Below are 25,497 nucleotides of genomic sequence, written 5' to 3'. Positions count from 1 at the left end.
CGGACACTTCTCTTCTCAAGCAAGCTTTATCACACCTGCGTACACAAACGGCGCAATGGGCGTTTTGCACGGGAAATTTCTGTGCTAGGACCTCTCAGAGTTCGCGCAAATTGCGTCGTGCGGGGGTACGGAATAAAGGTGGCAAAGCATGAGTAAGCTTGGGTCGCGAAAGCGGGTAATCACGGCACTGCTGATGGCAGCAACGCTGGCGGCATGTGGTGGCGGGAATGCCGGGCGCACCGGTGGCAACTTCTTTAACCCCGAAGAAATTCCGCTGGAGACCTATTCGCCCGAGCAGATTTTCGAACGCGGCGAATTTGAGCTGAACCGCAGCAGACCCGAGGATGCGGCCTTCTACTTTGCCGAAATCGAACGGCTTTACCCCTATTCCGACTGGGCCCGGCGCGCGCTGATCATGCAGGCGTTTTCCTATCACCGCGATCAGGACTACCCCAACAGCCGGTCCGCGGCCCAGCGGTTCATTGATTTCTACCCCGAGGATGATGATGCGGCCTATGCGCAGTATCTCTTGGCGCTCAGCTACTATGACCAGATCGACGAGGTCGGGCGCGATCAGGGGCTGACGTTTCAGGCCCTGCAGGCGTTGCGCGAAGTGATTGAGCGCTACCCGGACAGTGACTACGCGCGCTCTGCCATTTTGAAATTCGACCTCGCCTTTGACCATCTGGCGGCCAAGGAAATGGAAATCGGGCGCTACTATCTGCGCCGGAATCATTACACGGCGGCAATAAACCGCTTCCGTGTCGTGGTTGAGGATTTCCAGACCACCACCCACACGCCCGAAGCCCTGCACCGGTTGGTCGAAGCCTATCTGTCGCTGGGCCTGACCGATGAGGCGCAGACAGCGGGCGCCATCCTGGGCTTCAACTATCGCTCCACCGATTGGTATGAGGATAGTTTTGCGCTGCTGACCGGGCAGGGGCTGACGCTGGAGGCTGCTGGTGACAGCTGGCTGCGGCAGGTCTACCGCCAGACGGTGAAGGGCGAATGGCTCTGATCCGACAGCCATGACAAGCGGGGCGATATATGCTGCGCGGGCTTGATATCTCCGACATGTTGATCATCGACCGGCTGGAACTGAGTTTCCAGCCGGGTCTGAACGTGCTGACGGGCGAGACCGGGGCGGGCAAGTCGATCCTGCTGGATTCCTTAGGCTTTGTGCTGGGCTGGCGCGGGCGTGCCGATCTGGTCAGGCAGGGGGCGGCGCAGGGCGAGGTGACGGCCTGGTTCGATTTGCCTGACGACCACCCCGCCCATGCTTTGCTGGAGGAGGCGGGATTGCCGGGGGGAGATGAGTTGATCCTGCGCCGGATCAATACCTCGGAGGGGCGCAAGACGGCCTGGGTCAATGACCGGCGCTGCTCGGGTGATGTGTTGCGTCAACTCTCGGATACGTTGGTGGAACTGCATGGCCAGCATGACGATCGGGGGCTGCTGAACCCGCGGGGGCATCGGTTGATCCTCGACAGCTTTGCCGGGCTGGAAGCGGCCATCACAAAATGTCGCGCGGCGTGGAGTGCCAAGGGTAAGGCGGCAAAGGCGCTGGCGGCGGCGGAAGCAGCCATGGCGGCCATCCGCGACGAGGAAGAGTTCCTGCGTCATGCGGTGGCCGAGCTTGATGCCCTGTCGCCGGAGCCGGGGGAAGAGGCCCTATTGGACGTCCGCCGGCGGAGCATGCAGAACGCCGAGAAAATCCGCAGTGATGTGATCCGCGCCCATGAAATTTTGGGCCAGCAGGGGGCCGAAGCCGCCCTGGGCGACGCCTTGCGCTGGCTCGATGGGGCGGCTGAGCAGGCGGAGGGCGCGCTGGAGGCCCCAATGGCCTCCCTGTCGCGCGCCCTGGTGGAATTGGACGAGGCGATGGACGGGATTGTCGCCGCCATTGACGGGCTGTCCTTTGATCCGACGGAGCTTGAGGATACCGAGGAGCGTCTCTTTGCCATCCGCGCGTTGGCCCGCAAGCACGACGTTCTCCCCGATGATTTGGCCGGTTTTGCGGGCACCCTGCGGGACAAGCTTACGGCCCTCGATGCCGGTGATGCCGATCTGGCGACGCTGCGCCAACAATGCGAGGCAGCAGAAGCGCGCTATGCATCCGCAGCGGCAGGTCTGACCGAGGCGCGCCGCCGGGCGGCCAAAAAGCTGGACAAGGCCGTCAGCGCGGAGCTGGCGCCGCTCAAGATGGAGCGGGCCGTTTTCGAGACGCAGATCTCCGGGGACACACCGGGACCCGAAGGGGTCGATGCCGTGGCCTTTACCGTGGCAACCAACCCCGGCGCGCCCTCCGGGCCGCTCAACAAGATCGCTTCGGGGGGAGAGCTCAGCCGCTTTCTCTTGGCCCTCAAGGTCTGTCTGACCAAGGGCCAGACCGGCCTGACGATGATCTTTGACGAAATCGACCGCGGCGTCGGCGGGGCCACGGCAGACGCCGTCGGGCGCAGGTTGGCGGCGCTGGCCAGCGACGGTCAGGTGCTGGTGGTGACGCATTCGCCGCAGGTTGCGGCCCTGGGCGCACATCACTGGCGGGTGGAAAAACGGGTGTCGGGCGGGATGACGACTTCGACGGTGACACCGCTGCCCACGCCGGACCGGATCGATGAAATCGCACGCATGCTCTCGGGCGATACGATCACGGAAGAGGCACGGGGGGCTGCGCGCGCCCTCCTCGCGGGATAGAGGAGGCAAAAGGCTTCCCCCCATCGGCGGCTTGGCCTAGACAGGATGTAGCCAGAGTACGAAGTGATGTCCAAGCGATCCATTTTATCCCAGCAGCTCGACGTAGCGCTGACCAGCTGCCGGGATGGGTGGCGGTTGCTGCGTCACCGGGGACCCACGCAAATCCAGTTCTGGTTTATCGCGCTGATCATCGGGATCGCTGCAGGGTTTGCGGCGCTGTTTTTCCGCAAGGGCGTCAACGCCTTGCAAACTTATCTCTATGGCACCGAGGATGTCCGCCTGCTGCACAGCTTCGCGGAATCCCTGCCGTGGTATCTGGTGCTGATCATCCCGATTTGCGGCGGGTTGGTGGTGGGGGTGATCCTGCACATCTTTACCAAGGATGGTCGGGCGCGGTCGGTGGCAGATGTGATCCACGGGGCCGCGATGCATGATGGCCGTGTGGAAACCCGCGCGGGGCTGGCCTCGGCGCTGGCCTCGATGATCACGCTGGGCACCGGGGGATCGACGGGCCGGGAAGGCCCGGTGGTGCACCTCGCGGCAGTGATCTCCACCTGGGTCAACCGGCGCATCCACGCAGATGGGATCACCGGGCGCGATCTTTTGGGCTGTGCCGTGGCCGCTGCCGTCTCCGCCAGCTTCAATGCGCCCATTGCCGGGGCGCTCTTTGCGCTTGAAGTGGTGCTGCGCCACTTTGCCGTGCACGCCTTTGCCCCCATCGTGATTGCCAGTGCGGCGGGCACGATCATCAACCGGCTGGAATTTGGCGGGGTGACCGAATTCGCCCTCTCCACCACCGGTGCCGTACAGTTCTATCAGGAGATGCCCGCCTATCTGATGCTGGGCCTGGTCTGCGGGCTGATTGCCGTTGCTTTCATGAAAGCGATTTTCTGGGCCGAGGATTTCGGCACGAAGGTGCAGCGCAAGACCGGATTGCCGGGGTGGCTGCGCCCGGCAGTGGCGGGGGCCATGCTGGGCGGGATCGCGATCTTCTACCCGCATATCATCGGTGTTGGATATGAGACGACCTCGCTGGCGCTGACCGGCCAGCTCGCTCTCTGGAACGCTATCGTTTTCGCGGTCCTCAAGACCGTTGCCGTGGCCATCACCATGGCGGGGCGTATGGGCGGCGGGGTTTTCTCCCCCTCGCTCATGGTCGGCGCGCTTTCAGGTCTCAGCTTTGGCCTCATCGCCACCAGCGTCTTTCCGGATGTCTCCAGCTCGCTCGCCCTCTACGCGCTGACCGGCATGGGGGCTGTTGCCGCCGCCGTGCTCGGTGCACCGATCTCCACCACGCTGATCGTGTTCGAACTGACCGGCGACTGGCAGACCGGGCTTGCGGTGATGGTGGCCGTCTCGATGTCCACCGCGCTCGCCTCGCGTCTGGTCGACCGCAGTTTCTTCCTGACGCAATTGGAACGCCGCGGCATCCACCTGGCAGCGGGACCGCAAGCCTATCTGCTGGCGATGTTCCGGGTCGGCAGCGTGATGCGGCCCATGGACGACGAACGGGCCGCCAGCGAAGACGCCTGCTGGGAAATGATCGGCGACGGGGTCTATATCGACACAAACGCCACGCTGGAATCGGCCATGCCCATCTTTGAGACCGGCGTGCGCTTCATCCCCGTCGTCACGCTGAGCGCCGATGCTGCGCCGCCGGAGTTGCAGGGTGCGCTCTTCCATGTGGACGCGCTCAAGGTCTACAACCGCGCCCTGGCGGCCACGGCGGCCGAAGAGCACTCCTGATCAGATCTGCTCTACCGTCACATCCCCGTTTGCATAAAACGCCAGGTGATCCTTGATCCGCGCCACGCCGTCTTTGGGCTGCTCATAGGACCAGGCGACGTCCTTGAGCGTCGTGCTCTTGGTCACAACGGAATAGTAGCTGGCGTCCCCCTTATGCGGGCAATGGGTGGATTTGTCCGTCCGGTCCAGAAAGGCCATCGCAATATCACCACGCGGGAAATAGATCACGGGCGGGTAGTCGCCCTCGACCAGTTCCAGCGCCTCGGTGCTTTCCCCAAGCACGGCACCGCCAGCGCGCACGCTCCACGTGCCTTCCGCCTTCCGTATGGTGATATGGTCTGCCATGGCCAGCGTCTCCCCCTCTTGACGTCAAACTCTATCCGCGCCGCCTGTAACAGGACGATGACGCCGCGGCGGGCGTCAGATGGGCGCAGTTGCGGCATCCAACCACGTTTTTGCAGCGGGCGATAGGCGGGGGCCGATTTTTTCTGAAACCTCAGCGTGATAGGTGTTGAGCCAGTCGCGCTCGGCCAACGTCAACCGCTCAGCGACGATCAGGCGGCTGTCGATCGGGGCAAAGGTCAGCGTGCGCCAGTTCAGCATCTTGCGGTGACTGTCGCCGCCGGGTTTATCCGGCGCCTCCTGGGCCACGATCAGGTTTTCAATGCGGATGCCGAATGCGCCCTCCCGGTAGTATCCGGGTTCATTCGACAGGATCATTCCGGCCTCGATGGGCACATGGCTCACCCGGCTGAGGCGTTGTGGCCCCTCATGCACGCTCAGATAAGCGCCGACGCCATGGCCAAGCCCATGGTCGAAATCCTGCCCGGCAAGCCAAAGGGGCATCCGCCCGATGGCCTCGATATCGCGCCCGGCCAGCCCGACGGGCCAGCGCAGCCGGCTCATCGCGATCATTCCCTGTAGGACGCGGGTGAAAGCCGCGCAGGCCTCCTCAGGCGGGGCACCAATGGCGATGGTCCGCGTGATATCCGTGGTGCCGTCCAGATATTGCCCGCCGCTGTCCAGCACGATCAGCTGACCGTCTTCCAGCACGTTGTCGGTCTCTTCCGTCACGCGGTAGTGCATGATGGCCCCGTTCGGTCCACTGCCGGCGATGGTCTCGAAGCTGATGTCCTGCAGCGCGTTATCCGTGCGGCGCAAGCCTTCCAGCTTGGTCACCACCTGGGTTTCGCGCAGACTGCCGGCGGGGTGCGCATCGAGCCAGGCCAGCAGTTCCACCACCGCCGCACCATCACGCAAATGGGCCGCGGCAGCCCCCTCGATCTCGGCCTCATTTTTGCGTGCCTTGGGCAGGGCGCAGGGGTCCCCGTCAAAGACCGCACGGTCTCCCAGAATTTCCGCCAGCGCAAAGGGCAGGGTCCCGCGATCCACACGGATCTGCCCGTCGAGCGCATCCACCGCCGCCGTCAGATCGCTTGGTGCGTGCTGCGTCACATCCGGGCCCAGATGGTCGCGCACATCCGTGAGCTTCTCTGTCGCCATGAACAAATCCACCGCGCCCGTGTCGTGCAGGATGGCAAACCCCTGCGCCACAGGGTTGCGTGGAATATCCGACCCACGCACATTGAGCAGCCAGCACAGCGAATCCGGCAGCGTGATCACCGCCGCCTTATGCCCATCCTCGCGCAGCTCTTCGGCCAGCCGGGCGCGCTTCTGATCATGGCTTTCCCCGGCAAACTCAAGCGGATGCACCTTGACCGCGCCCAAAGGCGCCTCGGGCTGATCCGACCAGATGCGATCCACGAGATTGTTGCAGGCCCGCATCTCCACGCCGGTATCCTGCAGCGCCTTGCGCAGGATCTCGATCTGCCCGGCGCTGTGCAACCAGGGGTCAAACCCGACCAAACCCCCCTCTGGCAGCTGCTCCGGTAGCCACGCACCCAGCGACGTCTCGGGCCAGGGCACCGGCGTGAACACCTCCGCCACCTGCGCCTTGACCTGCGTCCGGTAGCGCCCATCGATGAACACCCCGGCCACCTCCGCCAGTGCCGCGCAAAACCCGGCAGAGCCAGTGAACCCGGTCAACCAGGCCAGCCGCTCATCACGCGCAGCGACGTATTCGCCCTGATGCGCATCTGCGCGCGGCACCAGAAACCCATCGAGCCCCTCGCCTGCAATCATCTCCCTCAGGGCCTTCAGCCGGGGCGGCCCCTGCTCGGGCCTTGCGGTGACTTCAAAGCTCTGAAACATGGACACCCTTTCATTGTTCCGATCAATATGCCCCCCGGAGGGCCGGGATCAGCTTGCGCGCTTTATCCCCATAACACGCGCCCGCGCCCGGGGATCGCTGTCAAAAAGGGCCGCCAACTGCTCGGTCATGGCCCCCGCCAGCTGATCCACATCCGTGATCGTGACGGCGCGATCATAATACCGCGTCACATCATGCCCGATGCCGATGGCCAGCAATTCCACCGCCCGGCGTTTCTCCACCATGGCAATCACATCGCGCAGGTGTTTCTCTAGATAATTCGCCGGATTCACCGACAGGGTGCTGTCATCCACCGGCGCGCCATCGGAGATGACCATCAGGATCTTGCGCGCCTCATGCCGCATCAGCATCCGGCGGTGCGCCCATTCCAGCGCCTCACCGTCGATATTCTCTTTCAGCAGCCCCTCTTTCATCATCAGCCCCAGATTGGGCCTTGTCCGCCGCCAGGGCGCGTCTGCGGATTTATAGATGATGTGGCGCAGATCGTTGAGCCGCCCCGGTTGCTGTGGGCGCCCGTCGTTGAGCCAGGCCTCGCGTGCCTGTCCGCCTTTCCACGCCCGCGTGGTAAAGCCCAGGATTTCGACCTTCACGTTGCAGCGTTCCAGCGTGCGCGCCAGCACATCGGCACAGATCGCCGCAATCGAAATCGGCCGCCCCCGCATGGAGCCGGAGTTGTCCAGCAGCAGGGTCACAACCGTATCCCGGAACTCGGTGTCCTTCTCGACCTTGAAGGACAAGGGCGTCGTCGGGTTGGCCACCACCCGCGCCAACCGCCCGGCATCCAGCATGCCTTCTTCCAGATCGAATTCCCAGGACCGGTTCTGTTGCGCTTGCAGACGGCGCTGGAGTTTGTTGGCCAATCGGCTCACGGCGCCTTTCAAGGGCTCCAACTGCTGATCGAGATAGGCCCGCAGCCGCTCCAGCTCCACGGGCTCGGCAAGCTCTTCCGCCCCGATCTCTTCATCATGATCGTTCAAATACACAAGGTAATTCGGGTCCGCGTCCGAGGCAGGGGGCGGGGCAGGTGGCTCCATCGGGGCCTCGCCCTCCGGCATCTCCGCCTCGTCGCCCATTTCCTGATCGGCCATGTCATCCATGGAAACCTGGGCCTGGCTGGCGTCCTGCTGCTCTTCCTGGCTCTGCTCGGGCGACCCCTCCGCTTCCTCTTCGTCCTGATCGTCCTGTCCGGTGCTGTCAGGCTCGCTGTCGTCCTCGGAACCTTCCTCGGCCTCGTCTTCCTGATCCTCGTCGATCTGGTCGGGATCGTCGCCCAGCTGATCGCCATACCCCAGATCGGAAATCATCTGGCGGGCAAACTTTGCAAAGGCAGACTGGTCGCTCAGCGTCTCATCGAGATTGTCCAGCGTCCCGCCGCATTGATCCTCGATGAACCCGCGCCAGAGCTCCATCACGTTCTGCGCACCCGTCGGCAGGTCACGGCCCGTCGCAAGATGGCGGATCAGATATCCCGCCGCCGTCGCCAGCGGCGCATCCGCTGCCTGCGTGACCTGATCATAGCCCTTGCGCATCGCCTCATGGGCAATCTTGGCATCGATGTTGCCCGCCGTGCCGGGCATGTCGCGCGCGCCCATCGCCTCGCAGCGGGCGGTCTCCATCGCTTCGTACAAATCGCGCGCCATGTCCCCCTGCGGCTGATACTTCGCATGGGTCTGACCGTTGTGATAGCGCCGGTTCAGCGCCAGCGCATCCGCCGTGCCCCGTGCCAGCATCACCTCGTCCCGTGTCATCCGGCGGCTGACCTGCGGCAGGCGCATGGCGTCCCCCGACAGGCCTGCCGGGTCCACGGAATAGGACACCGTCAATTCCGGATCATGCGCCATCACCTTGGTGGCCTCGGACAGCGCCTTTTTGAACGCGTCTGCCGGATTGTCTGACGGTTTGCTCATCCTTGGGTGCCTCTCGTTGGGTGCGGCAGGGCCGCCTTGCCCGTGGCCAGATCGGCCAGGAGCGCAACATGCACATCCAGCGCATCAATCACTTTATACCCCGGATCGTGCCCGTCAAATGCAAGGTTCAGATCCGTCCCGGCCAGAACCACGGCATCGGCACCCTGATCCGCAACCATCCGGCGCCCGGCCTCGAAGAACAGCGCGCGATCCTCTTCGGCGCAGTCGCCGCGCACGGCCATGTTCCGGTAGGCGGTGCCGACCTCTTCCATGTTGCCGTCGGGCGCCACGGCGTGTGTCCGGCTCAACTGCCCGTAGAGCTTGGTGCGCATGACAACTTCGGTGCCCAAAAGCCCAATCCTCTTGACACCTTGCTCTGCAAAATAAGCATCAAGAGGGGTCACGCCGCTGATCAGAGGCAGGGAGGAGAGGGCTTCGGTCTCGGCGAAACAGAAATGCCCGCCCAAAGAGGTGATCGCCGCACAATCGGCGCCCGCCGCCTTCAACTGATCAATCAGTCGCGCATAGGCCTGTGCCTGTTCCTGCCGCAGATCGCCAAGGTTGTTGCGAACCAATTCATCCACATCCGCATGTACAATCGTCAGCTCCAGCCGATGCCCCCTAGATCGCACAAGGGAGGTCAGCCGTTGGTAATAAACGACGGTCGCGGCGGGGCCGATGCCTCCGATCAGCCCCAGGTGCATGGTTCTGATCCCCGCATGCAGATCACCCCAGACTGACGCTGGCCGCGCTCTCCGGCAGCTCTTCGTCAAAGAGCCGCTGGTAGAATTCCGCGACGGTTTGCCGCTCCAGCTCGTCACATTTGTTGAGGAAGCTGAGGCGGAACGCATAGCCCACATTGCGGAAAATTTCAGCGTTCTGCGCCCAGGCAATCACCGTCCGCGGCGACATCACGGTCGACAGATCGCCGTTCATGAAGGCGGTGCGCGTCAGGTCCGCCACGGTGACCATCTGCTTGACGATCTTGCGGCCCTTTTCGGTGTTGTAATGCGGGTTCTTGCTGAGAACAATCGCGGTTTCGGCATCGATGCTGAGATAGTTCAGCGTCGCGACCAGTGACCAGCGGTCCATCTGACCCTGGTTGATCTGCTGGGTACCGTGATAGAGGCCGGTAGTATCCCCAAGGCCCACGGTGTTGGCCGTTGCAAAGATGCGGAAGAAGGGATGAGGGGTGATCACCTGGTTCTGGTCAAGCAGCGTCAGCTTGCCGTCCACCTCCAGCACCCGCTGGATCACGAACATCACATCCGCCCGGCCCGCATCATATTCGTCAAAGACAATCGCGGTCGGATTGCGCAGAGCCCAAGGGAGGATACCTTCCTGAAAATCAGTGACTTGCTTGCCGTCTTTCAACTTGATCGCATCCTTACCGATCAGGTCGATCCGGCTGATGTGGCTGTCGAGGTTCACCCGAACGGCGGGCCAGTTGAGGCGCGCGGCAACCTGTTCGATATGCGTGGACTTACCCGTGCCGTGGTAGCCCTGGATCATCACGCGGCGGTTATGCGCAAAACCTGCCAGGATCGCCAGCGTCGTGTCGGGGTCGAACTTATAGGTCGTGTCCAGATCCGGCACGCGGTCGCTGCGGTCTGCAAAGCCCTTGACCACCATGTCCGTATCAATGCCAAAGACGTCGCGGACGTGGATCTCTTCGGTGGGCTTTGTGTTGATGTCCAGTGCGCCGTCGGCCATGAGGTCATACCCCTTTACAAAAATGCGAAAAGCGGGCCGCGCAGGCCCGGATCATCTGGTGCAACATATATTGCGCAGGTGCAAGGGGAAGGGGCGGTCCAGTTGGGCGAAAGTGATGGTGCCATCAATCCTTGAAGTTGCGGCTGCCCTTGATCTGATCCCAGGCCCAGACAACTTCCTGAAGCTGTTCTTCCTGGCTGCGGTCACCGCCGTTCATATCCGGGTGCAGGACCTTGATCAGCGCCTTGTAGGCTTTGCGCACTTCCGGCTTGGTCCAAGTGTCTTTGGCCTCGAGGATTTCAAGCGCCCGTCGCTCGGTGGGGGGCAGGCGGCGGCCCGCCTGCGCACCGCGTCCCGGGTTCTGCGTGGCATTCGCGCCCAACACCTGATGCGGGTCTTCGATGCCCAGCCGCGCCCAGGCGCGCGCCTCCGGGTCGCCCAGCGGTTTGGTTGCCCGCTCCCAGACTTTATCCTTTGACATCTGGGCGTTGAGCTCTGCCTCGGTGGTGCCGTCAAAGAAGTTCCACTTCAGGTTATACTCGCGCACATGCGCCTGACAGAACCAGAAGAAATCATCCAGAACGTCCGGCGCTTTTGGTGCGCGATACTTGCCCGGTTCGTTGCATCCCTCGTGATCGCAAACGCGTGTCGAGGTCTCGGAGGCACCGGACATGCCACGCCGACCACGTGGGTTTTTCTTCTTGGAAGAAGAGACGGACATATCGAATCCAAAGGGATCTTGTTTTGGCATATTGGCACCTATACGAGTCGAGGCCGCTTAGTTTAGACTGCACACGGAAAGAGTGAAGGGGTCTGGGCAAAAAAATGTCGAAACGACAAGAGATTGAAGATCGGTTGCGCGAAGCTTTTGCGCCCCACATGTTGGAAGTTGTCGATGACAGCGAAAGCCATCGCGGCCATGCCGGTTACCCGGAGGGCGGTGAAAGCCATTTCAACGTGGCGATCCGGGCGCGCCAGTTCAAGGGCATGACCCGGGTGGCGCGCCACCGGGCGATCCACGCAGCGCTCGGGCCGCAGCTGATTTCGGAAATCCACGCCCTGGCGATTGACGCAGATGTTTAAGCCCGCCGGTCAGCTGTCTGATTTTTCTTCTTTTCTGACGGCTGCCAGTTTTTTCAGAGAGCTGGTCATGCCAGAGACTTCACTGGCTTCCTCAACGCCATTGTCGCTGAGCATCCGGCTGGCGCCCGCACTTTGCGAGGCGTCGTCTTGAGGTGTCTGAGGCGTAGCGAGTGGCGGTTCGGTGCGCTCTTCCGAGATCGGCATGACGGTGCTGGCGGGGGCGGGTAACGCCTCTTCCAGCGGTTTGCGGAAGACCAGCACGTTGCGCCAGTTTGTGGTGGTCGAGGCCAGGCCGGAGCGTTCAACCGAGGGCAGGGTTTCAGCGCGCTGATACTCCCAGCCGTCGGCGGCCATCTGGTTCATCACCTCTTCCAGCGCATGGGAAAACCGGTCCTCCGCAGATTTGATCCCCTTGGCCTTCACGCCCCGGTTTGGGGCGCTGATCACCCGGTACTGATACTGTGGCATTTGGCCGGTCTCCCGCGTTGTGATCTGTTTTATATCAAGTCGGTGCATCGCCGCCAATTGATTGTCGGCGGGGCACCCATGTTACCGTAGATTTTCAAGTGTATTGCGTTGCCTTCGCGCAGTTTGTCGGTCGCGATCAGCCCTTCAGTTTCTGCGCCACCAATTGGTTGACGGCCTTGGGATTGGCCTTGCCGCCCGTGGCTTTCATCACCTGTCCCACGAACCAGCCGGCCAGCTTGGGATTTTCCTGCGCCTTGGCAACCTGGTCGGGGTTGGCCGCGATGATTTCGTCCACGGCGGCCTCGATGGCACCGGTGTCGGTCACCTGCTTCATGCCACGCGCCTCGACGATCTCGGCCGGGTCGCCGCCCTCGGTGTAGACGATTTCAAAGAGATCCTTGGCGATTTTACCCGAAATCGCGTCGGACGCGATGAGGTCGATCACGCCGCCCAGTTGCGCGGGGCTCACGGGGCTGTCGGTGATGTCCTTGTCGTCCTTCTTGAGGCGCCCGAACAGCTCATTGATCACCCAGTTGGCGGCCATCTTGCCGTCACGGCCTGCGGCCACAGCCTCAAAATAGCCCGCGGAATCGAGATCAGCGGTCAGCACCGACGCGTCATAGTCTGAGAGGCCGAAGTCGCCGATGAACCGCGCCTTCTTGGCGTCCGGCAGTTCCGGCAGATTTGCGCCGATCTCATCGACCCAGGCCTGTTCGATCACCAGAGGCAGCAGGTCGGGGTCCGGGAAATAGCGGTAGTCATGCGCCTCTTCCTTGGACCGCATGGAGCGTGTTTCCATCTTGTCGGGGTCAAACAGCCGCGTTTCCTGATCGACTTCGCCGCCCGCTTCGACGATGGAAATCTGGCGCTTGGCTTCGATTTCGATGGCCTGCTGGATGAAGCGCATGGAGTTCATGTTCTTGATCTCGCAGCGGGTGCCAAGGTGTGAGAAATCCTGCGTCGCCTGATATTTTTCATACTGACCGGGCAGGCAGATCGACACGTTCACATCCGCGCGCATCGCCCCTGATTGCATGTCACCGTTGCAGGTGCCGAGATAGCGCAGGATCTGACGCAGCTTGCCCAGGTAGGCGGCGGCCTCTTCGGGGCCCCGGATGTCGGGGCGGCTGACGATTTCCATCAGCGCCACGCCCGTGCGGTTGAGGTCAACAAAGGACATATTGGGGTCCATGTCGTGGATCGATTTGCCTGCGTCCTGTTCCAAGTGGATGCGTTCCACGCGGACCAGCCGTGCGGTGCCGTCGCCCATTTCCACCAGCACCTCTCCTTCGCCCACGATGGGGTGGTAGAGCTGCGAAATCTGATAACCCTGCGGCAGGTCGGGGTAGAAGTAGTTCTTGCGGTCGAAGGCGCTCTCCAGATGGATCTCCGCCTTCAGCCCCAGCCCGGTGCGCACCGCCTGTTCGACGCAATATTCATTGATCGTGGGCAGCATACCCGGCATGGCCGCATCGACGAAGGACACATTGCTGTTGGGCTCCGCCCCGAACCTGGTGGAGGCAGCGGAAAAGAGTTTCGCCTTGGACGTGACCTGCGCGTGCACCTCCATGCCGATGACCAGTTCCCAGTCGTGTTTCGCGCCGGAAATGACTTTTGGTTTGGGGGTGTCGTAGGTCAGATCCAGCATCGTGGTCCCTCATGCGGCAGGTCTCGGTACCGGACCGGGTTTAGGCCAGCATGCGCAGTGCTGCAAGCCCCCGGTTCGATGCTGTCAGCGGGGGCGCGGCAGGTCGCGCCAGCAGAGGTCAATGCTGCCTTCGCCGCTCTCAGGCAGGGCGTGGTGCGACAGTATGCGGGCTTCGCTGGTAAAGTTGTCCTTGATCCGTACGACAATCAGGCAACAGAACGGGGCGGAGAGGTCAACGCTGACGATGTTATGGGGCCCGTGCGGCACGAGGGCGATCACCTGTGCCGGGTCGGCGCTGCCATCGCAGCAGAGCGGCCCCTGCAGTGGCAGGTCAAAGGCGATGGCTGCATGCAGCCGTGCGATGCCGTCGTACACCGGCAGATGGGTGCCCGTCAGCTCGAAGTAGGCCCGCGCGGATTGGAGCAGGCGCATGTGCAGCATGTGCAGCCGGGCGGTGGTGTCTTCGGAAGGCGCAGCGCACACATCACTCGGCGGCGCCGCGACATGGCGATGCCAGTCGATCCAGTCTCCGCTGTCCCAATGGGTGGCGTCTGCGGGTATCGTGCCCATGATGTTTTCTCTCCTCCGGATCAAGCAGGTTCTGTCACGGGACCATTTGCGGTGAACACGACGCGATTGCCCTGCGCAATCTCGCGGCGAAAGAGATCCGCGATGATGCGCAAAGCCTCGGCGCGACCTGCAGCGGCAAAACCGCGCGGGGAATGCACCCGCAGATTGTTGTTGAACCCGGCTGCGGCATGGGCCCAGGTCAGCGGGTGCAATTCGGTCATGTGCTCGCGCACGATCCAGTCCGCGCAGGCGGCGATTTGCGAGCGCGCCTGGTCGGCGGGATCGGAACCGGTGAAATTGCTGCCGATGGTGTTGGCGCAATAGGCGGCAAGCAGGTTGACCGTATATTGATGCGGCTTGCGGTCCAGAATGTCGTGCAGCCCTTCGATGAAAAACTCCAGATCGAGCTCTGCACAGGCCGTATCGTCGCCCGACAGCGCATCGAACATGACCCAGGTATAGCCCCCTGCGCCCCAGGTTGACTGGGTCCGGGCCGCGGTGCGGCGCGCTTCCAGTTCGAGCCGGGCGTGGGTGCCGAACCAGCGCGGGCTGAGATAGTTGCCAAGGGCACGCATGGAGCCGGGGTTGCGCGGATCCAGGTCGATCAACCGTTCACAGTCGCGCACCAGATCATCCGTGGTGCTGCGCCCCGCACCGTGCAGCGCGGATTTCGCCGTGGCCAGCGCGGGGGATTCGATCTCGCGCACATCAAAGGGCATCAGGATGTCGCGTGCGCGGTCGAAATGTGCCCTGAAAGCGTCGCGGTTGCGCTGTGGCAACTGGCTGTCCCACCCGGTGCCGCGCCACGCCCAGGCGATGTCCATATGGGCCTGGGCCACAATCGTGCAGAGGATCATGTCGTTGTCGGCCTCTTTGAGCATGCTCTCCAGCGCTTCGATGCCGCTCAGCAAAGGAGCGCTCTGCGCAGGCCGCCCGTCAAAGAGCGCATGCTCCACCGCCAGCACCACATCCGCCCGGGCGCCAAAGCTCAGCAGATCGGCCACCGGCATGGCCCCGGGGGTCGCGCGCCGCTCGGTTTCCGCAGTGCGAATGTCGTCGGCCAATTCCATCCACCGGTCCTGACGGGCCAGAAACTGGCCGCGCAGCTGATGGCTGTCGCGGGCGTTTTCCTCTTCGGTGGGGTTCGGACAGGCGATCATGAGAGCGCTTTCCGGTTGGGCAGATCGCGGTCGTCCCGCAGGGACCGACCGATCCGCAGATCCTGGCGGAAGTCGACGCAAACGGGCCAAAGCGGCTTTGGCGTAGTGAGACAACAAAGACATTTAACATTTCCAACTTGGTACAGAGGAAAGGATGCCGGGGCATTGGGGCTGAAACATGGCAGCGGCACGGAGATATCTCGTTGATTGCACCCGCCAGCAGGGACAATGGGCTGCCGTTGTTCATCATCTGGTAACGATGATTTCGCCCGCCTCCCGCTGGGGTGAGCGGAATTGCGACCGGCTTCGATTGTGCACAAGCGGAACGCTTGCACCCCGGGCCGATCTCGTCGCATAGAGACGGAATGAAACTCATTCTGACCTTTGTCGCGGGCCTGATGTCCCTGCCGATGAGCCCGGTCTTTGCACAGGCCGCCCCGGCAGCAGAGCCGCGCGAGCCCCTGCCGCGCATGCGGTGGAGCCATATGGAAAACCACAGCCTGTGGAATGCCGCCGCCCTGCGCGCTTTGCAAAGCCACGGCCAGCCGCTGGTGAATATGGTGCCTGCGGACATCGCCGACTGGTGCCCCTACTATGAAATGGCGGGCATCCCCGGGCGCGAGGCTTTCTGGGTCGGGTTCATGTCGGCGCTTGCGAAACATGAAAGCACCTACAAACCCTGGGCCGTGGGGGGCGGCGGCAAGTGGTACGGGCTGTTGCAGATCGCGCCGGCGACTGCGCGCGGCTATGAGTGTCGTGCAGGCAGTGGCGAGGCGCTGAAGGATGGCGGTGACAATCTCAGCTGCGCCATCCGCATCATGGCGGTGACGGTGCCGCGCGACGGGGTGATCGCGGGTCGGGACACCAAATGGCGCGGCGTGGCCGCTGATTGGGGCCCGATGCGGGTGCCGTCCAAACGCCGCGACATCGCCGCCTGGGTCAAGGAGCAGCCCTATTGTGCCGCGCCGCCACAACCGGTTCGGGCCGAGCGCCGAAGAACCCGTCAAACCCGCGGAGAAGACCGCTAGGTCAGCCGATCAGCGAAAAATGGTGCCGTTCGGTTCGGATGCCTAGCCTGTGCAGCGCGTCCTCGAAACGCTGGTGAGGTGGCGTGCATTCATAAGGCAGGCGGATTTTGCGCCCCGAGGTCAGTACCGCCGTTGCCCGGACCGAAAAATCGAGACGGGTGTTGAGCCGCATGTGATCCACTTCTGACCAGCGCAGCGCGGCCTCTCGCCTGCCGGTGGACCAGTAGATGCCCTCCGTGTCCATGGTCAGCCCGGCGGCGGGGTTGGCGTAAAGCTCCCAGAGCGCGGGCAGGGTAAAAAGCGCCACGATCCCCATCAGCCAGGGCGCGGCCTCGATCCAGAGGATGGCGAGCAGCAAAACGGTCCAGACCCCAAGAACCGCCCAGAGCGTTGCCCGATTGCGGCCCTGGCGTTGGTAGCTGAACGGCTCAGCGGCCACCCGTGACGTCCAGCGTCGATCCGGTCACATAGCTGGCCTCATCCGTGAGCAGCCAGACGGCTGCCTGGGCCACTTCTTCGGCGGAGCCCTTGCGCTTCATCGGCACCATATGCGCCAGCCGGTCCGCGCGGCCCGGCTCGCCGCCCTTGGCGTGCAGTTCCGTTTCGATCAACCCGGGGCGGATGGCCATGACGCGGATGTTGTCTGCGGCAACTTCGTCCGACAAGCCTTTGGTAAAGCAGTCAATTGCGGCCTTGGAGGCGGCGTAATCCACATATTGGTTGCCCGACCCCAGACGTGCGGCGGCGGAGGAGATGTTCACGATCACACCGCCGTCGCCCTGCGCCTGCATCCGCAGCACCGCCTCCTTGGCGACCAGCATCGCGCCGATCACATTGATGTCGAACATCCGTCTCAGCCGGGCGTGATCCATGTCGGTCAGCTTGGCCGTCTGATCGACCACACCGGCGTTGTTGATCAGCGCGTCGAGACGACCGAATTCGGCATCAACCTTGGCATAGACAGCCGCGATGGCCTCGGGGTCGGACACGTCACCCGGGCACAGAATGACCTTGGCACCTGCCGCGCGGCACTCTGCGGCGACGGCGTCGGCCCCGGTGGTATCGGTGCGGAAGTTCAGCGCCAGATCATAGCCTTTTTCAGCAGCAATACGTGCGCAGGCAGCGCCGATGCCGGCAGAGCCACCGGTGATGAGCAGGACAGGTTTCATGGGTCAGGATCCTCGAATTCGGGTCAGCATTTCGGTGGTGTCGCGGGAGAGGTCGGGCAGGGCGAGGATGCGATCAAGTTCGGCTGCCATCAGCGCCCGACGGTCCGCGTCATAGCGTTTCCACGTCTGGAAGGCGGAACACATGCGCGCGGTCGTCTGCGGGTTGAGCGGATCCAGCTTGATCAGCCAATCCGCCAGCAGCCGGTACCCGGCGCCGCTGGCGTGGTGGAACCCGGCGTGATGCGTGGCAAGCGCGCCCAGAACGGCGCGGAACCGATTGGGGTTTTTCCAGTTGAAATCCGCGTGGCCAGTCAGCGCGGCGGCGGTCGATGCCACGGCGTCCGGTTCGGCCTGCATCACCTGCAGTCCGAACCATTTGTCCATCACCAGCCTGTCTTCTTTCCATTGCGTTTCAAAGGATTGAAGGGCGCTCTTGCCAGCCTTCTGGCGCAACAGCACGGCAAGGCCCGCAAGCTGCTGGGTCATATTGTCAGCGGTATCGAACTGTGCCTGCGCGCGTTCAGGGCCTTCCAGGCGGCCCAGCAGAGAGAGCGTTGCATTGGCGAGACTGCGGCGTCCGGATTGGGACGCATCAGGCGCAAAGCTTTCCGTGATCTGATGGTCTGCATAGAGCCCTGGCAGCAGATCCGCGAGGTGCTGCGCCTGCGCCTCGCGCATCGCCTCGGAGGCGGTCCAGATTGCCGCCGGATCGGGGGTCTCGCCCGCGTCGTGCAGCGCGGTTGCCAGATCGGATTGGCTGGGCAGGCTCAGCATCAGCGCGCGATAGGCCGGGTCGAGCTCTGCATCCCCAAGGACCGCCCGAATGCCATCCAGGTACTTAGGGTCCGGGTCGCTGCCGCTGCGGATCATCGCCAGCAGGCTGGCCCTGGCCAATCCGCGTCCGGCCTCCCACCGGTTGAACGGGTCGGTGTCATGGGCCAGCAGGAAGGCCGCATGATCCTCCGACAGCTCGCTTTCCAGCACCACCGGCGCGGAAAATCCGCGCAGGACAGACGGGACGGGCCGTTCCGGCAGCCCTTCGAAGGTGAAGGACTGCGTCGCCTCCGTCAGCTCCAGCACCTGACTGGGCACCAGCTCTTCACCCGATGGCGACAGCAGTCCGGTCACAATCGGGATCACCTGCGGTTGCGGGTCGGGCGTGGTCGCCGACGGCTTCAAATTCTGCGTGAAGCTCAGGATGTAATTCCCTGCATACCAGGCATCCTTGACAGTCACGCGCGGCGTACCCGCCTGGCTGTACCAGCGTTTGAACTGCGTCAAGTCGCGGCCCGTGGCATCCTCGAATACCTTTAGCCAGTCTTCGATGGTGCAGGCCTGACCGTCGTGGCGGTTGAAATAGAGGTCCAGTGCATTGGCATAGGCATCGGCGCCCACCAGGCGGCGCAGCATACCGATGACCTCGGCGCCTTTGTCGTAAACGGTGGCCGTGTAGAAGTTGTTGATCTCCTGAAAGCTTTCAGGCCGAACCGGATGCGACAGTGGCCCCTGATCCTCTGGAAACTGCCGTCCGCGCAGTTCAATCACGTCTGATATGCGTTTCACCGCGGCAGAGCGCATGTCCGAGGTGAACTGGCTGTCGCGAAAGACAGTCAGGCCTTCTTTCAGGCAGAGCTGGAACCAGTCGCGACAGGTGATGCGGTTTCCGGTCCAGTTGTGGAAATACTCATGCGCGATGATCGCCTCGATCCGCTCGAAATTGGTATCTGTTGAGGTTTCCGGCGAGGCCAGCACGGCGGCGGAGTTGAAGATGTTCAGCCCCTTGTTCTCCATCGCGCCCATGTTGAAATCGTCCACGGCCACGATGTTGAAGATGTCCAGATCGTATTCGCGCCCATAGACGTCTTCGTCCCACTTCATGCTGTCCTTGAGCGCCTGCATGCCAAAGGCGCATTTGCCCTCGTCTCCGGGACGGACGTAGAGATTGAGATCGACGGTGCGGCCCGACCTGGTCGTGAAGCTGCCGGGGTGGGCCACCAACTCGCCCGCAACGAGGGCAAAGAGATAGGCAGGCTTGGGCCAGGGATCGTGCCATTCGGCGTGACCGTCAGCGGCGCTGACCGGATTGCCGTTGCTCAACAGCACCGGATGGGGGCCGTTGATACGGACGGTGAAGACACTCATCACGTCCGGGCGGTCGGGGTAGTAGGTGATCTTGCGAAACCCTTCAGCCTCACATTGCGTGCAATACATGCCGTTCGACATGTAGAGCCCTTCCAGCGCAAGGTTGTTCTGCGGATCGATTTCGACCTCGGCTTCCCAGATGAAAGGTGCATCCGGAACGGCGCAGGTCAGACCTTCGTCACTCAGGTCCGGCGTGACAGGGGCCCCGTCTATCTGGGCAGATATCAGCTTGAGCTTTTCACCGTGCAGGAACATGCGCCCCCCGGCGTCGGGCTTTGGTACAAAGGCGATACGGCTTTTCACGCGGGTTGCGGTTGGATCGAGGTCAAAAGTCAGGGAAACGGAGGTGACCTCAAACCCGAATGGCTTGTAGTCGCTCAGATAGATGGTTTGCGGGGCAGCGTCTCGCATGGGTCACCTTCATCTTTCATGGAACGGAACAGACAGCGCAAACGTTAGGAGGATGAGAAGCAAGTCGCAAGTCGGCTTGCGCAGCCGTGAAAAGGAGAGACCATGTCAGCGCCTGACACAAACATCGAACGCCAGAAGAAACGCCATAAACCGGCCATTTGGGGTCTGTGGGGCGGGTTGTTTCTGGCGGTGATCGTGATTGCCATCTTCGTCTGGTTGATGAGCGGTGACGAAGTGGCTGCTGCCGTTCAGGCGCTGCACCTGGTGGTCTGACGTTTATGCGGCGCAAGGGAGATCTGTCGCAAAAGACCTGCGTGGTCTGTGGGCGACCCTTTGCGTGGCGTAAGAAATGGGAAAAGGTCTGGGCAGAGGTGCGCTACTGCTCTGATCGCTGTCGTCGCGCCCGGTCCAGCGGCGCGGGGCATTGATTGGTAAAATAACATTACCAACTTTGTTGCCTATCGGAAACATTCCTCTTACACCTTCTGGCATATGCCAGAATATCAAGAGCGAGGAGTGTAACGCATGGCCGGTTTTCAGCAAAAAGGTGACCTGAGCGTCGCGGACACACTTGTCGCATTTCTCGAAGAGCAGGCACTGCCCGGCACGGGGGTGGATGCAGCAGCATTCTGGTCGGGATTTTCCGACCTGGTGCATGAGACGGCTCCCGAGAACCGCAAGCTTTTGGGTCTGCGCGCGGACATTCAGGCCAATATCGATGCCTGGCATGTGGCGCGGCGTGGCAGCCCGCATGACCACGAGGCCTATTGCGCTTTCCTGCGTGAGATTGGCTATCTGGTTGAAGAAGGCGACGCTTTCGAGATCGACACGGCAAATGTCGATGACGAGATCGCGCGTGTGCCCGGCCCGCAATTGGTGGTGCCGATCACCAATGCGCGCTATGCCCTCAATGCGGCCAATGCCCGGTGGGGGAGCCTCTATGATGGGTTCTATGGCACGGATGCCATGGGCAGCGCCCCACCAAAAGGCGGCTACGATCAGGGCCGCGGCGCGCGCGTCGTTGCCCGGGCGCGCGTGTTCCTGGATGAAGCGTTTCCGGTTGAGAAAACCAGTCACGCCGATGCGCGGCGCTACTACGTTCACAATGGCGCTCTGCTGATCGACGATCAGCCGTTGATGAAGCCCGAGAAGTTCATCGGCTACACCGGCCACCCGAAGGCACCGGACAGTGTGGTTCTGCGGAACAACGGCCTGCATGTGGTGCTGGTCTTCGACCGGACACATGCGATCGGCAGCCGGGACCAGGCGGGGCTTGCGGATGTGCAGATGGAGAGTGCGGTCTCTGCGATCATGGATTGTGAGGATTCAGTTGCCTGTGTCGATGCCGAGGACAAGGTCGTTGCCTATGCCAATTGGTTGGGCCTGATGAAGGGCGATCTGCAGGACACCTTCGAGAAAGGTGGCCGGCAGGTGACCCGCGCCCTGCATCCGGACCGGGTGTTTACCGGGCCGGATGGGGCAGAGGTTACGCTCAAAGGGCGGGCGCTGATGCTGGTGCGCAATGTCGGCCATCTGATGACGAACCCTGCTATTCTGGACAAGGACGGCAGTGAGGTTTTCGAAGGCGTGATGGATGCGATGATCACCACGCTGATCGCGATGCATGATCTGCAAAGGGATGGGGGGAATTCGCTGACGGGCTCGGTCTATGTGGTCAAACCCAAGATGCATGGGCCCGAAGAAGTGGCCTTTGCCGACCGGACGTTTACGCGGGTCGAGGAGATCCTGGGGCTGCCGCAATATACGGTGAAGCTGGGGATCATGGATGAGGAGCGGCGCACCTCCGTCAATCTCAAGGAATGCATCCGCGCGGCGAAATCGCGGGTTGCCTTTATCAACACCGGTTTTCTCGACCGGACGGGTGACGAAATCCACACATCGATGGAGGCGGGGCCGTTCAGCCGTAAGGATTTCATCAAGCGCAAGGCCTGGATCGGCGCCTATGAGAACCAGAACGTGGATATCGGTCTGGAATGCGGGCTGAGCGGGAAGGCGCAGATCGGCAAGGGCATGTGGGCGATGCCCGACCTGATGGCGGCGATGTTGGAGCAGAAGATCGAACACCCCAAGTCCGGCGCCAACTGCGCCTGGGTCCCGAGCCCGACGGCCGCGACCCTGCATGCGCTGCACTATCACAAGGTTGATGTCTTTGCGGCGCAGGAGAAGCTGAAAGCGGGCGGACGGCGCGCCTATGTGGATACGGTGCTGAACATCCCGCTGGCCGAGTATCAGAAGTGGAGCGATGATCAGAAGACTCGTGAAGTGGAGAACAACGCGCAGGGCATTCTGGGCTATGTCGTGCGCTGGGTCGATCAGGGCGTGGGCTGTTCCAAGGTACCGGACATGAACGATGTGGGCCTGATGGAAGACCGCGCCACCTGCCGGATTTCGGCGCAGCATATTGCCAACTGGCTGCACCACGGTGTTGTGGATGCCCAGCAGGTGATGGCGGTGATGCGCAAGATGGCTGCTGTGGTGGACGGGCAGAATGCGGATGATCCGCTCTACCGTCCGATGGCACCGGGTTTTGACGGGATCGCCTTTCAGGCGGCGTGTGATCTGGTGTTCAAGGGGCGGGTTCAGCCGTCAGGCTATACGGAGCCGGTGCTGCATGCGCGACGTTTGGAATTGAAGGCAAGCGCCTGAGGCCGCCGGTGACCCCATAGCCCGTCTCTACGCGCGTTTCGTGCGCGCGCCAGCATATTTTTTGAACAATGAAATGAGGAGCCGTCATGACCATCAGCCTGAGAAAAGCCCGTACCATCATCCGCAAGACTTTTGAGAAGGGGCGTGAACTGGACTTGAAGCCGCTGTCCGCTGTGGTGCTGGACGCCGGTGGTCATGTGCAGGCGTTTGAGCGTGAGGATGGTGCCGCACCCGGGCGGTTCGAGATTGCCTTTGGCAAGGCCTACGGGTCGGTCATGTTGGGTATTCCGGGCTCGGCGCAAATGGCGCGGGCGGAACAACAGGCTTACTTCATGACCTGTGTGAACGGCGCCTATGGCGGCAAGGTCATCCCGGTCCCGGGAGGCATCCTGTTGCGCGACAAGAAGGGCGTGGTGATTGGTGCCGTCGGCGTGACCGGTGATACATCGGATAATGATGTGATTGCGGGGCTTGCGGGTATTGATGCGGCGGGGCTGAGTGCTGAAAGTTGAAGCATTTTGCAATTCTGCACAGGTTTCTGCGCGGTCATGGACTGTTAACCTGCGCCGTGCAAAGCTATATCTGCGGGAAGTGAACCGAAGGGAATATCCATGGCGCGGCCTGTCATTGGCATCATTTGCAATCAGTACCTGATCAATGACGAATACCCTGTGCATGCGGGTGGCAAGATGAATTCGGACGCGGTCTCCGTCGTCTCGGACTGCGTCCCGATGATCATCCCATCTGACCCTGAATATGTGTCCATCAATGACCTGCTGGAGACATGCGACGGTTTTCTGTTGACCGGTGGGCGCCCGAATGTGCATCCCGAGGAGTATGGAGAAGAGGCAACGGAGGCGCATGGCGATTTTGACCGCGCGCGGGATGCGATTGCCTTGCCGCTGGTGCGGGCCTGCGTTGAACGTGGTCAGCCGTTCTTGGGCATTTGTCGCGGGTTTCAAGAAGTGAACGTGGCGATGGGCGGCTCTCTGCACCCCGAGATCAGGGATTTGCCGGGACGTATGAACCACCGCATGCCGCCTGACGGGACCCTGCAGGAAAAGTTCGAGAACCGACATACCGTGTCCTTTACCGAGGGTGGCGTCTTTCATCGTTTGATGGGGGCGCAGGAGGTGGTTACCAATACTCTGCACGGGCAAGGGATCAAGGTGGCCGGACCGCGGGTGGTTGTCGACGGAGTTGCACCGGACAACACGCCGGAGGCGATTTTCATCAAGGATGCTCCGGGGTTCACCCTGGCGGTTCAGTGGCACCCTGAGTATGAAGCCGCGAAAGATCCGGTGTCGCAGCCGCTGTTCTCGGCCTTTGGCCGTGCAGCGCGTGCGTGGTCAAATGGACGCAAGCTCACGCCCGCTCAGGTCGCTTAGGCATCAGCGGGCGCGATTGTCTTCAGGCCCATTGTGCTGAAGCGCACGGGCGGCGGCGCGTTTGCCGTTACATCTGACGTTGCCAAATCCCGGTGCAATGATGTCCAGGTCCAGTCGGATGGCCGGTCCACGAGGCCGGCCTGAACCGGCGCCGTGTGGATGAGCGTGCGGTGCAAGGCAAGATCATGTGCAGAGCGGATGCGATGTTCCCAGAAGCGGCGTTGCCATATGCCCTTTTCCCTGCGGTCGCATTGCGTTTTTGTGCGCGCAGACGGGTCCGGAAGCGCGCGGGAGAATTGCGATTTCAGGAAACTCCACCTTGTGCTGAAATTCGCATCGCCTTCCGGCAGCGTCCAGAGGGTATGGATCGCCGCAGGCAGGATCACGATTGCGTCGATTGCGAAGGGGTAGCGGGTGATGGTCTCTCGCACACAGCGCCGCAGTAAATCGACCTCATCCGTCAGCAAGGTGCTGCGGCTGTTTGCTAGGCGCGCGGTGAAGAAATACGTGCCGCCGGGTGTCTGGGATCGGATGTATTTGGACATAAGGCAAGCGTATCAACCCTATGGTTAAGAAATCCCAAACAAGGGTGGCCTAAAGCCCACCCTACCTGCTGGGCGCACCGGTTGAGATAGGCAGGTAGGGTGGGCTTTAGGCCACCCGGCTACATTTGCCCGCCGGCGATTTCGATGGCTTGTCCGTTGACGCTTTCCGATCCCGGCGATACCAGCCAGCGCGCTGCGACGGCCACTTCCTCCGGGGAAATCAACCGGTTATGGCGGTTGGCGGAGATCATCATGGCGCGCGCCTTGTCTTCACTCACGCTTGCGCGTTTCGCGATAGACAAGGTGTTCCGTGCGATGATCGGCGTGTCCACATAGGCGGGGCACAGGGCGTTGAACGTGATGGGTTTGCCCAAGTAGTCCTCGCTTAGCGCGCGAATGAGACCTATCATCCCGTGTTTCGACGCCGTGTAGCAGGACGCCCCCTGCAATCCGCGCAGCCCCGCAATCGAGGACACCGCAATCACCCGGCCCCAGTCTGTCGTGCGCATGGACGCCAGAGCTTCCCGGATGGTCAGGAAGGCACCGTCGAGATTGGTGGACATCATATCGCGCCAGAATGCCAGATCGGTTTTATGCAGGGCGCGGCCTTCGGCGATGCCGGCGTTGGCCACGCATATTTGTACCGGTCCACGCGCCTCGACTGCGACGCCGACGGTCTCCACCACCTGGGCCTCGTCCCGCACATCCATGACCATGCCGAAAATCCCGTCACCAGCCACCTGGTCCAGAACCGCCTGCCGTCTGCCGGTGATCGTGACTTGACATCCTTCTGCCGCCAACATCTTGGCGATCGCCAGACCGATCCCTGTACCACCGCCCGTGACCAATGCGTGTTTCCCTGCAAGCGTCATCCTGTCTCTTTCCTTGTGCCACCTCTGATCAGCTTAGCTGCGGCACGGGGCAG

25 protein-coding genes are annotated in these 25,497 nt (G+C 62.3%); 10 read left to right on the top strand and 15 right to left on the bottom strand.

What is annotated here, in order from left to right:
- Window positions 1-148: 148 nt before the first annotated feature.
- The 3 genes from ISX84_RS11950 (at window position 149) to ISX84_RS11940 (ending at window position 4,443) form a co-directional block, all read left to right on the top strand.
- Entirely contained in the window at window positions 149-1,018 is an 870-nt protein-coding gene (locus ISX84_RS11950; RefSeq protein WP_195820595.1) for an outer membrane protein assembly factor BamD, read from the top strand.
- Window positions 1,019-1,047: 29 nt separating this feature from the next.
- Window positions 1,048-2,697: a DNA repair protein RecN gene (recN, locus tag ISX84_RS11945; RefSeq protein WP_195820594.1), complete on the top strand. Its 1,650-nt coding sequence runs from the start codon at window positions 1,048-1,050 to the stop codon at window positions 2,695-2,697.
- Window positions 2,698-2,763: 66 nt separating this feature from the next.
- Window positions 2,764-4,443 (top strand): chloride channel protein, encoded by a 1,680-nt coding sequence (locus ISX84_RS11940; protein ID WP_195820593.1) that lies wholly within the window; start codon window positions 2,764-2,766, stop codon window positions 4,441-4,443.
- On the opposite strand, the gene ISX84_RS11935 is transcribed toward ISX84_RS11940, so the two are convergent.
- From ISX84_RS11935 to ISX84_RS11910, 6 genes are all read right to left on the bottom strand, one after another.
- A complete protein-coding gene (locus tag ISX84_RS11935; RefSeq protein ID WP_195820592.1) occupies window positions 4,444-4,788 on the bottom strand; it encodes a DUF427 domain-containing protein in 345 nt (114 codons plus the stop codon). It lies immediately after the preceding gene.
- A 75-nt stretch (window positions 4,789-4,863) separates the two neighbouring features.
- The gene (locus ISX84_RS11930; protein WP_195820591.1) at window positions 4,864-6,654 is read right to left on the bottom strand and encodes an aminopeptidase P family protein; all 1,791 of its coding nucleotides are present in this window, start codon (window positions 6,652-6,654) and stop codon (window positions 4,864-4,866) included.
- Between the two features lie 48 nt (window positions 6,655-6,702).
- Window positions 6,703-8,580: a cobaltochelatase subunit CobT gene (cobT, locus tag ISX84_RS11925; RefSeq protein WP_195820590.1), complete on the bottom strand. Its 1,878-nt coding sequence runs from the start codon at window positions 8,578-8,580 to the stop codon at window positions 6,703-6,705.
- Window positions 8,577-9,284, bottom strand: coding sequence for an aspartate/glutamate racemase family protein (locus ISX84_RS11920; RefSeq protein WP_195820589.1), 708 nt, complete (start codon window positions 9,282-9,284; stop codon window positions 8,577-8,579). Before ISX84_RS11920 ends, cobT begins: the two co-directional genes overlap by 4 nt.
- Window positions 9,285-9,306: 22 nt before the next feature.
- The gene (gene cobS, locus ISX84_RS11915; protein ID WP_195820588.1) at window positions 9,307-10,293 is read right to left on the bottom strand and encodes a cobaltochelatase subunit CobS; all 987 of its coding nucleotides are present in this window, start codon (window positions 10,291-10,293) and stop codon (window positions 9,307-9,309) included.
- Window positions 10,294-10,417: 124 nt separating this feature from the next.
- Window positions 10,418-11,044: a J domain-containing protein gene (locus ISX84_RS11910; RefSeq protein ID WP_195820587.1), complete on the bottom strand. Its 627-nt coding sequence runs from the start codon at window positions 11,042-11,044 to the stop codon at window positions 10,418-10,420.
- Window positions 11,045-11,118: 74 nt separating this feature from the next.
- Between ISX84_RS11910 and ISX84_RS11905 the strand changes: the two genes are divergently transcribed.
- Window positions 11,119-11,376: a BolA family protein gene (locus tag ISX84_RS11905; protein ID WP_195820586.1), complete on the top strand. Its 258-nt coding sequence runs from the start codon at window positions 11,119-11,121 to the stop codon at window positions 11,374-11,376.
- A 9-nt stretch (window positions 11,377-11,385) separates the two neighbouring features.
- Here ISX84_RS11905 and ISX84_RS11900 read toward each other — a convergent pair whose 3' ends face one another.
- From ISX84_RS11900 to ISX84_RS11885, 4 genes are all read right to left on the bottom strand, one after another.
- Entirely contained in the window at window positions 11,386-11,844 is a 459-nt protein-coding gene (locus tag ISX84_RS11900; protein ID WP_195820585.1) for a DUF4177 domain-containing protein, read from the bottom strand.
- Window positions 11,845-11,980: 136 nt separating this feature from the next.
- Entirely contained in the window at window positions 11,981-13,492 is a 1,512-nt protein-coding gene (gene gatB / locus ISX84_RS11895; protein ID WP_195820584.1) for an Asp-tRNA(Asn)/Glu-tRNA(Gln) amidotransferase subunit GatB, read from the bottom strand.
- Between the two features lie 84 nt (window positions 13,493-13,576).
- Window positions 13,577-14,062: a hypothetical protein gene (locus ISX84_RS11890; protein WP_195820583.1), complete on the bottom strand. Its 486-nt coding sequence runs from the start codon at window positions 14,060-14,062 to the stop codon at window positions 13,577-13,579.
- Between the two features lie 20 nt (window positions 14,063-14,082).
- On the bottom strand, window positions 14,083-15,222 hold the full coding sequence (locus ISX84_RS11885) for a hypothetical protein (protein ID WP_229884275.1): 1,140 nt from the start codon (window positions 15,220-15,222) through the stop codon (window positions 14,083-14,085).
- A gap of 365 nt (window positions 15,223-15,587) precedes the next feature.
- On the opposite strand from ISX84_RS11885, the gene ISX84_RS11880 reads away from it, so the two are divergent.
- Window positions 15,588-16,250 (top strand): transglycosylase SLT domain-containing protein, encoded by a 663-nt coding sequence (locus tag ISX84_RS11880; RefSeq protein WP_195820582.1) that lies wholly within the window; start codon window positions 15,588-15,590, stop codon window positions 16,248-16,250.
- A 1-nt stretch (window position 16,251) separates the two neighbouring features.
- Here ISX84_RS11880 and ISX84_RS11875 read toward each other — a convergent pair whose 3' ends face one another.
- From ISX84_RS11875 to pepN, 3 genes are read right to left on the bottom strand one after another with little or no spacing between them, the layout of a single operon-like run.
- The gene (locus tag ISX84_RS11875; RefSeq protein WP_195820581.1) at window positions 16,252-16,689 is read right to left on the bottom strand and encodes a hypothetical protein; all 438 of its coding nucleotides are present in this window, start codon (window positions 16,687-16,689) and stop codon (window positions 16,252-16,254) included.
- Window positions 16,679-17,419: an SDR family oxidoreductase gene (locus ISX84_RS11870; RefSeq protein ID WP_195820580.1), complete on the bottom strand. Its 741-nt coding sequence runs from the start codon at window positions 17,417-17,419 to the stop codon at window positions 16,679-16,681. The genes ISX84_RS11875 and ISX84_RS11870 overlap by 11 nt, the downstream gene beginning before the upstream one ends.
- Before the next feature lie 3 nt (window positions 17,420-17,422).
- A complete protein-coding gene (gene pepN, locus ISX84_RS11865) occupies window positions 17,423-19,972 on the bottom strand; it encodes an aminopeptidase N (RefSeq protein WP_195820579.1) in 2,550 nt (849 codons plus the stop codon).
- A gap of 102 nt (window positions 19,973-20,074) precedes the next feature.
- Here pepN and ISX84_RS11860 point away from each other — a divergent pair, with 102 nt between their 5' ends.
- The 5 genes from ISX84_RS11860 to ISX84_RS11840 all read left to right on the top strand — a co-directional run bounded on the left by ISX84_RS11860 (window position 20,075) and on the right by ISX84_RS11840 (window position 24,027).
- Window positions 20,075-20,245 carry a hypothetical protein gene (locus ISX84_RS11860; RefSeq protein ID WP_195820578.1) on the top strand — a complete coding sequence of 57 codons (171 nt, stop codon included), beginning with the start codon at window positions 20,075-20,077 and terminating at the stop codon, window positions 20,243-20,245.
- A gap of 5 nt (window positions 20,246-20,250) precedes the next feature.
- Complete coding sequence (locus ISX84_RS11855; RefSeq protein WP_229884274.1) at window positions 20,251-20,400, top strand: DUF2256 domain-containing protein; 150 nt, start codon at window positions 20,251-20,253, stop codon at window positions 20,398-20,400.
- A gap of 97 nt (window positions 20,401-20,497) precedes the next feature.
- Window positions 20,498-22,639 carry a malate synthase G gene (locus ISX84_RS11850; RefSeq protein WP_195820577.1) on the top strand — a complete coding sequence of 714 codons (2,142 nt, stop codon included), beginning with the start codon at window positions 20,498-20,500 and terminating at the stop codon, window positions 22,637-22,639.
- Window positions 22,640-22,725: 86 nt separating this feature from the next.
- On the top strand, window positions 22,726-23,151 hold the full coding sequence (locus ISX84_RS11845) for a GlcG/HbpS family heme-binding protein (protein WP_195820576.1): 426 nt from the start codon (window positions 22,726-22,728) through the stop codon (window positions 23,149-23,151).
- Between the two features lie 99 nt (window positions 23,152-23,250).
- Window positions 23,251-24,027: a gamma-glutamyl-gamma-aminobutyrate hydrolase family protein gene (locus tag ISX84_RS11840; RefSeq protein WP_195820575.1), complete on the top strand. Its 777-nt coding sequence runs from the start codon at window positions 23,251-23,253 to the stop codon at window positions 24,025-24,027.
- Here ISX84_RS11840 and ISX84_RS11835 read toward each other — a convergent pair.
- Together ISX84_RS11835 and ISX84_RS11830 are read right to left on the bottom strand one after the other, a co-directional pair.
- On the bottom strand, window positions 24,024-24,572 hold the full coding sequence (locus ISX84_RS11835; RefSeq protein ID WP_195820574.1) for an REP-associated tyrosine transposase: 549 nt from the start codon (window positions 24,570-24,572) through the stop codon (window positions 24,024-24,026). The two genes, ISX84_RS11840 and ISX84_RS11835, sit on opposite strands and share 4 nt — an antisense overlap.
- A gap of 119 nt (window positions 24,573-24,691) precedes the next feature.
- Window positions 24,692-25,444, bottom strand: a complete 753-nt coding sequence (locus ISX84_RS11830; RefSeq protein ID WP_195820573.1) for an SDR family NAD(P)-dependent oxidoreductase — start codon at window positions 25,442-25,444, stop codon at window positions 24,692-24,694.
- Window positions 25,445-25,497: the final 53 nt, after the last annotated feature.

The organism is Roseobacter sp. MH60115, from assembly GCF_015644665.1.
In the GTDB taxonomy this organism is placed as follows: domain Bacteria; phylum Pseudomonadota; class Alphaproteobacteria; order Rhodobacterales; family Rhodobacteraceae; genus Roseobacter.
The sequence above is the reverse complement of the archived record's forward strand: the minus strand, read 5'-3'. Positions and strand labels throughout refer to the sequence as shown.

What these genes read in the sequence shown, in the direction of transcription:
- ISX84_RS11950 (WP_195820595.1), top strand. Translation starts at nt 149, where the DNA reads ATGAGTAAGCTTGGGTCGCGAAAGCGGGTAATCACGGCACTGCTGATG.
- recN (WP_195820594.1), top strand. Translation starts at nt 1,048, where the DNA reads ATGCTGCGCGGGCTTGATATCTCCGACATGTTGATCATCGACCGGCTG.
- ISX84_RS11940 (WP_195820593.1), top strand. Translation starts at nt 2,764, where the DNA reads ATGTCCAAGCGATCCATTTTATCCCAGCAGCTCGACGTAGCGCTGACC.
- ISX84_RS11935 (WP_195820592.1), bottom strand. Translation starts at nt 4,788, where the DNA reads ATGGCAGACCATATCACCATACGGAAGGCGGAAGGCACGTGGAGCGTG.
- ISX84_RS11930 (WP_195820591.1), bottom strand. Translation starts at nt 6,654, where the DNA reads ATGTTTCAGAGCTTTGAAGTCACCGCAAGGCCCGAGCAGGGGCCGCCC.
- cobT (WP_195820590.1), bottom strand. Translation starts at nt 8,580, where the DNA reads ATGAGCAAACCGTCAGACAATCCGGCAGACGCGTTCAAAAAGGCGCTG.
- ISX84_RS11920 (WP_195820589.1), bottom strand. Translation starts at nt 9,284, where the DNA reads ATGCACCTGGGGCTGATCGGAGGCATCGGCCCCGCCGCGACCGTCGTT.
- cobS (WP_195820588.1), bottom strand. Translation starts at nt 10,293, where the DNA reads ATGGCCGACGGCGCACTGGACATCAACACAAAGCCCACCGAAGAGATC.
- ISX84_RS11910 (WP_195820587.1), bottom strand. Translation starts at nt 11,044, where the DNA reads ATGCCAAAACAAGATCCCTTTGGATTCGATATGTCCGTCTCTTCTTCC.
- ISX84_RS11905 (WP_195820586.1), top strand. Translation starts at nt 11,119, where the DNA reads ATGTCGAAACGACAAGAGATTGAAGATCGGTTGCGCGAAGCTTTTGCG.
- ISX84_RS11900 (WP_195820585.1), bottom strand. Translation starts at nt 11,844, where the DNA reads ATGCCACAGTATCAGTACCGGGTGATCAGCGCCCCAAACCGGGGCGTG.
- gatB (WP_195820584.1), bottom strand. Translation starts at nt 13,492, where the DNA reads ATGCTGGATCTGACCTACGACACCCCCAAACCAAAAGTCATTTCCGGC.
- ISX84_RS11890 (WP_195820583.1), bottom strand. Translation starts at nt 14,062, where the DNA reads ATGGGCACGATACCCGCAGACGCCACCCATTGGGACAGCGGAGACTGG.
- ISX84_RS11885 (WP_229884275.1), bottom strand. Translation starts at nt 15,222, where the DNA reads ATGATCGCCTGTCCGAACCCCACCGAAGAGGAAAACGCCCGCGACAGC.
- ISX84_RS11880 (WP_195820582.1), top strand. Translation starts at nt 15,588, where the DNA reads ATGAAACTCATTCTGACCTTTGTCGCGGGCCTGATGTCCCTGCCGATG.
- ISX84_RS11870 (WP_195820580.1), bottom strand. Translation starts at nt 17,419, where the DNA reads ATGAAACCTGTCCTGCTCATCACCGGTGGCTCTGCCGGCATCGGCGCT.
- pepN (WP_195820579.1), bottom strand. Translation starts at nt 19,972, where the DNA reads ATGCGAGACGCTGCCCCGCAAACCATCTATCTGAGCGACTACAAGCCA.
- ISX84_RS11860 (WP_195820578.1), top strand. Translation starts at nt 20,075, where the DNA reads ATGTCAGCGCCTGACACAAACATCGAACGCCAGAAGAAACGCCATAAA.
- ISX84_RS11855 (WP_229884274.1), top strand. Translation starts at nt 20,251, where the DNA reads ATGCGGCGCAAGGGAGATCTGTCGCAAAAGACCTGCGTGGTCTGTGGG.
- ISX84_RS11850 (WP_195820577.1), top strand. Translation starts at nt 20,498, where the DNA reads ATGGCCGGTTTTCAGCAAAAAGGTGACCTGAGCGTCGCGGACACACTT.
- ISX84_RS11845 (WP_195820576.1), top strand. Translation starts at nt 22,726, where the DNA reads ATGACCATCAGCCTGAGAAAAGCCCGTACCATCATCCGCAAGACTTTT.
- ISX84_RS11840 (WP_195820575.1), top strand. Translation starts at nt 23,251, where the DNA reads ATGGCGCGGCCTGTCATTGGCATCATTTGCAATCAGTACCTGATCAAT.
- ISX84_RS11835 (WP_195820574.1), bottom strand. Translation starts at nt 24,572, where the DNA reads ATGTCCAAATACATCCGATCCCAGACACCCGGCGGCACGTATTTCTTC.
- ISX84_RS11830 (WP_195820573.1), bottom strand. Translation starts at nt 25,444, where the DNA reads ATGACGCTTGCAGGGAAACACGCATTGGTCACGGGCGGTGGTACAGGG.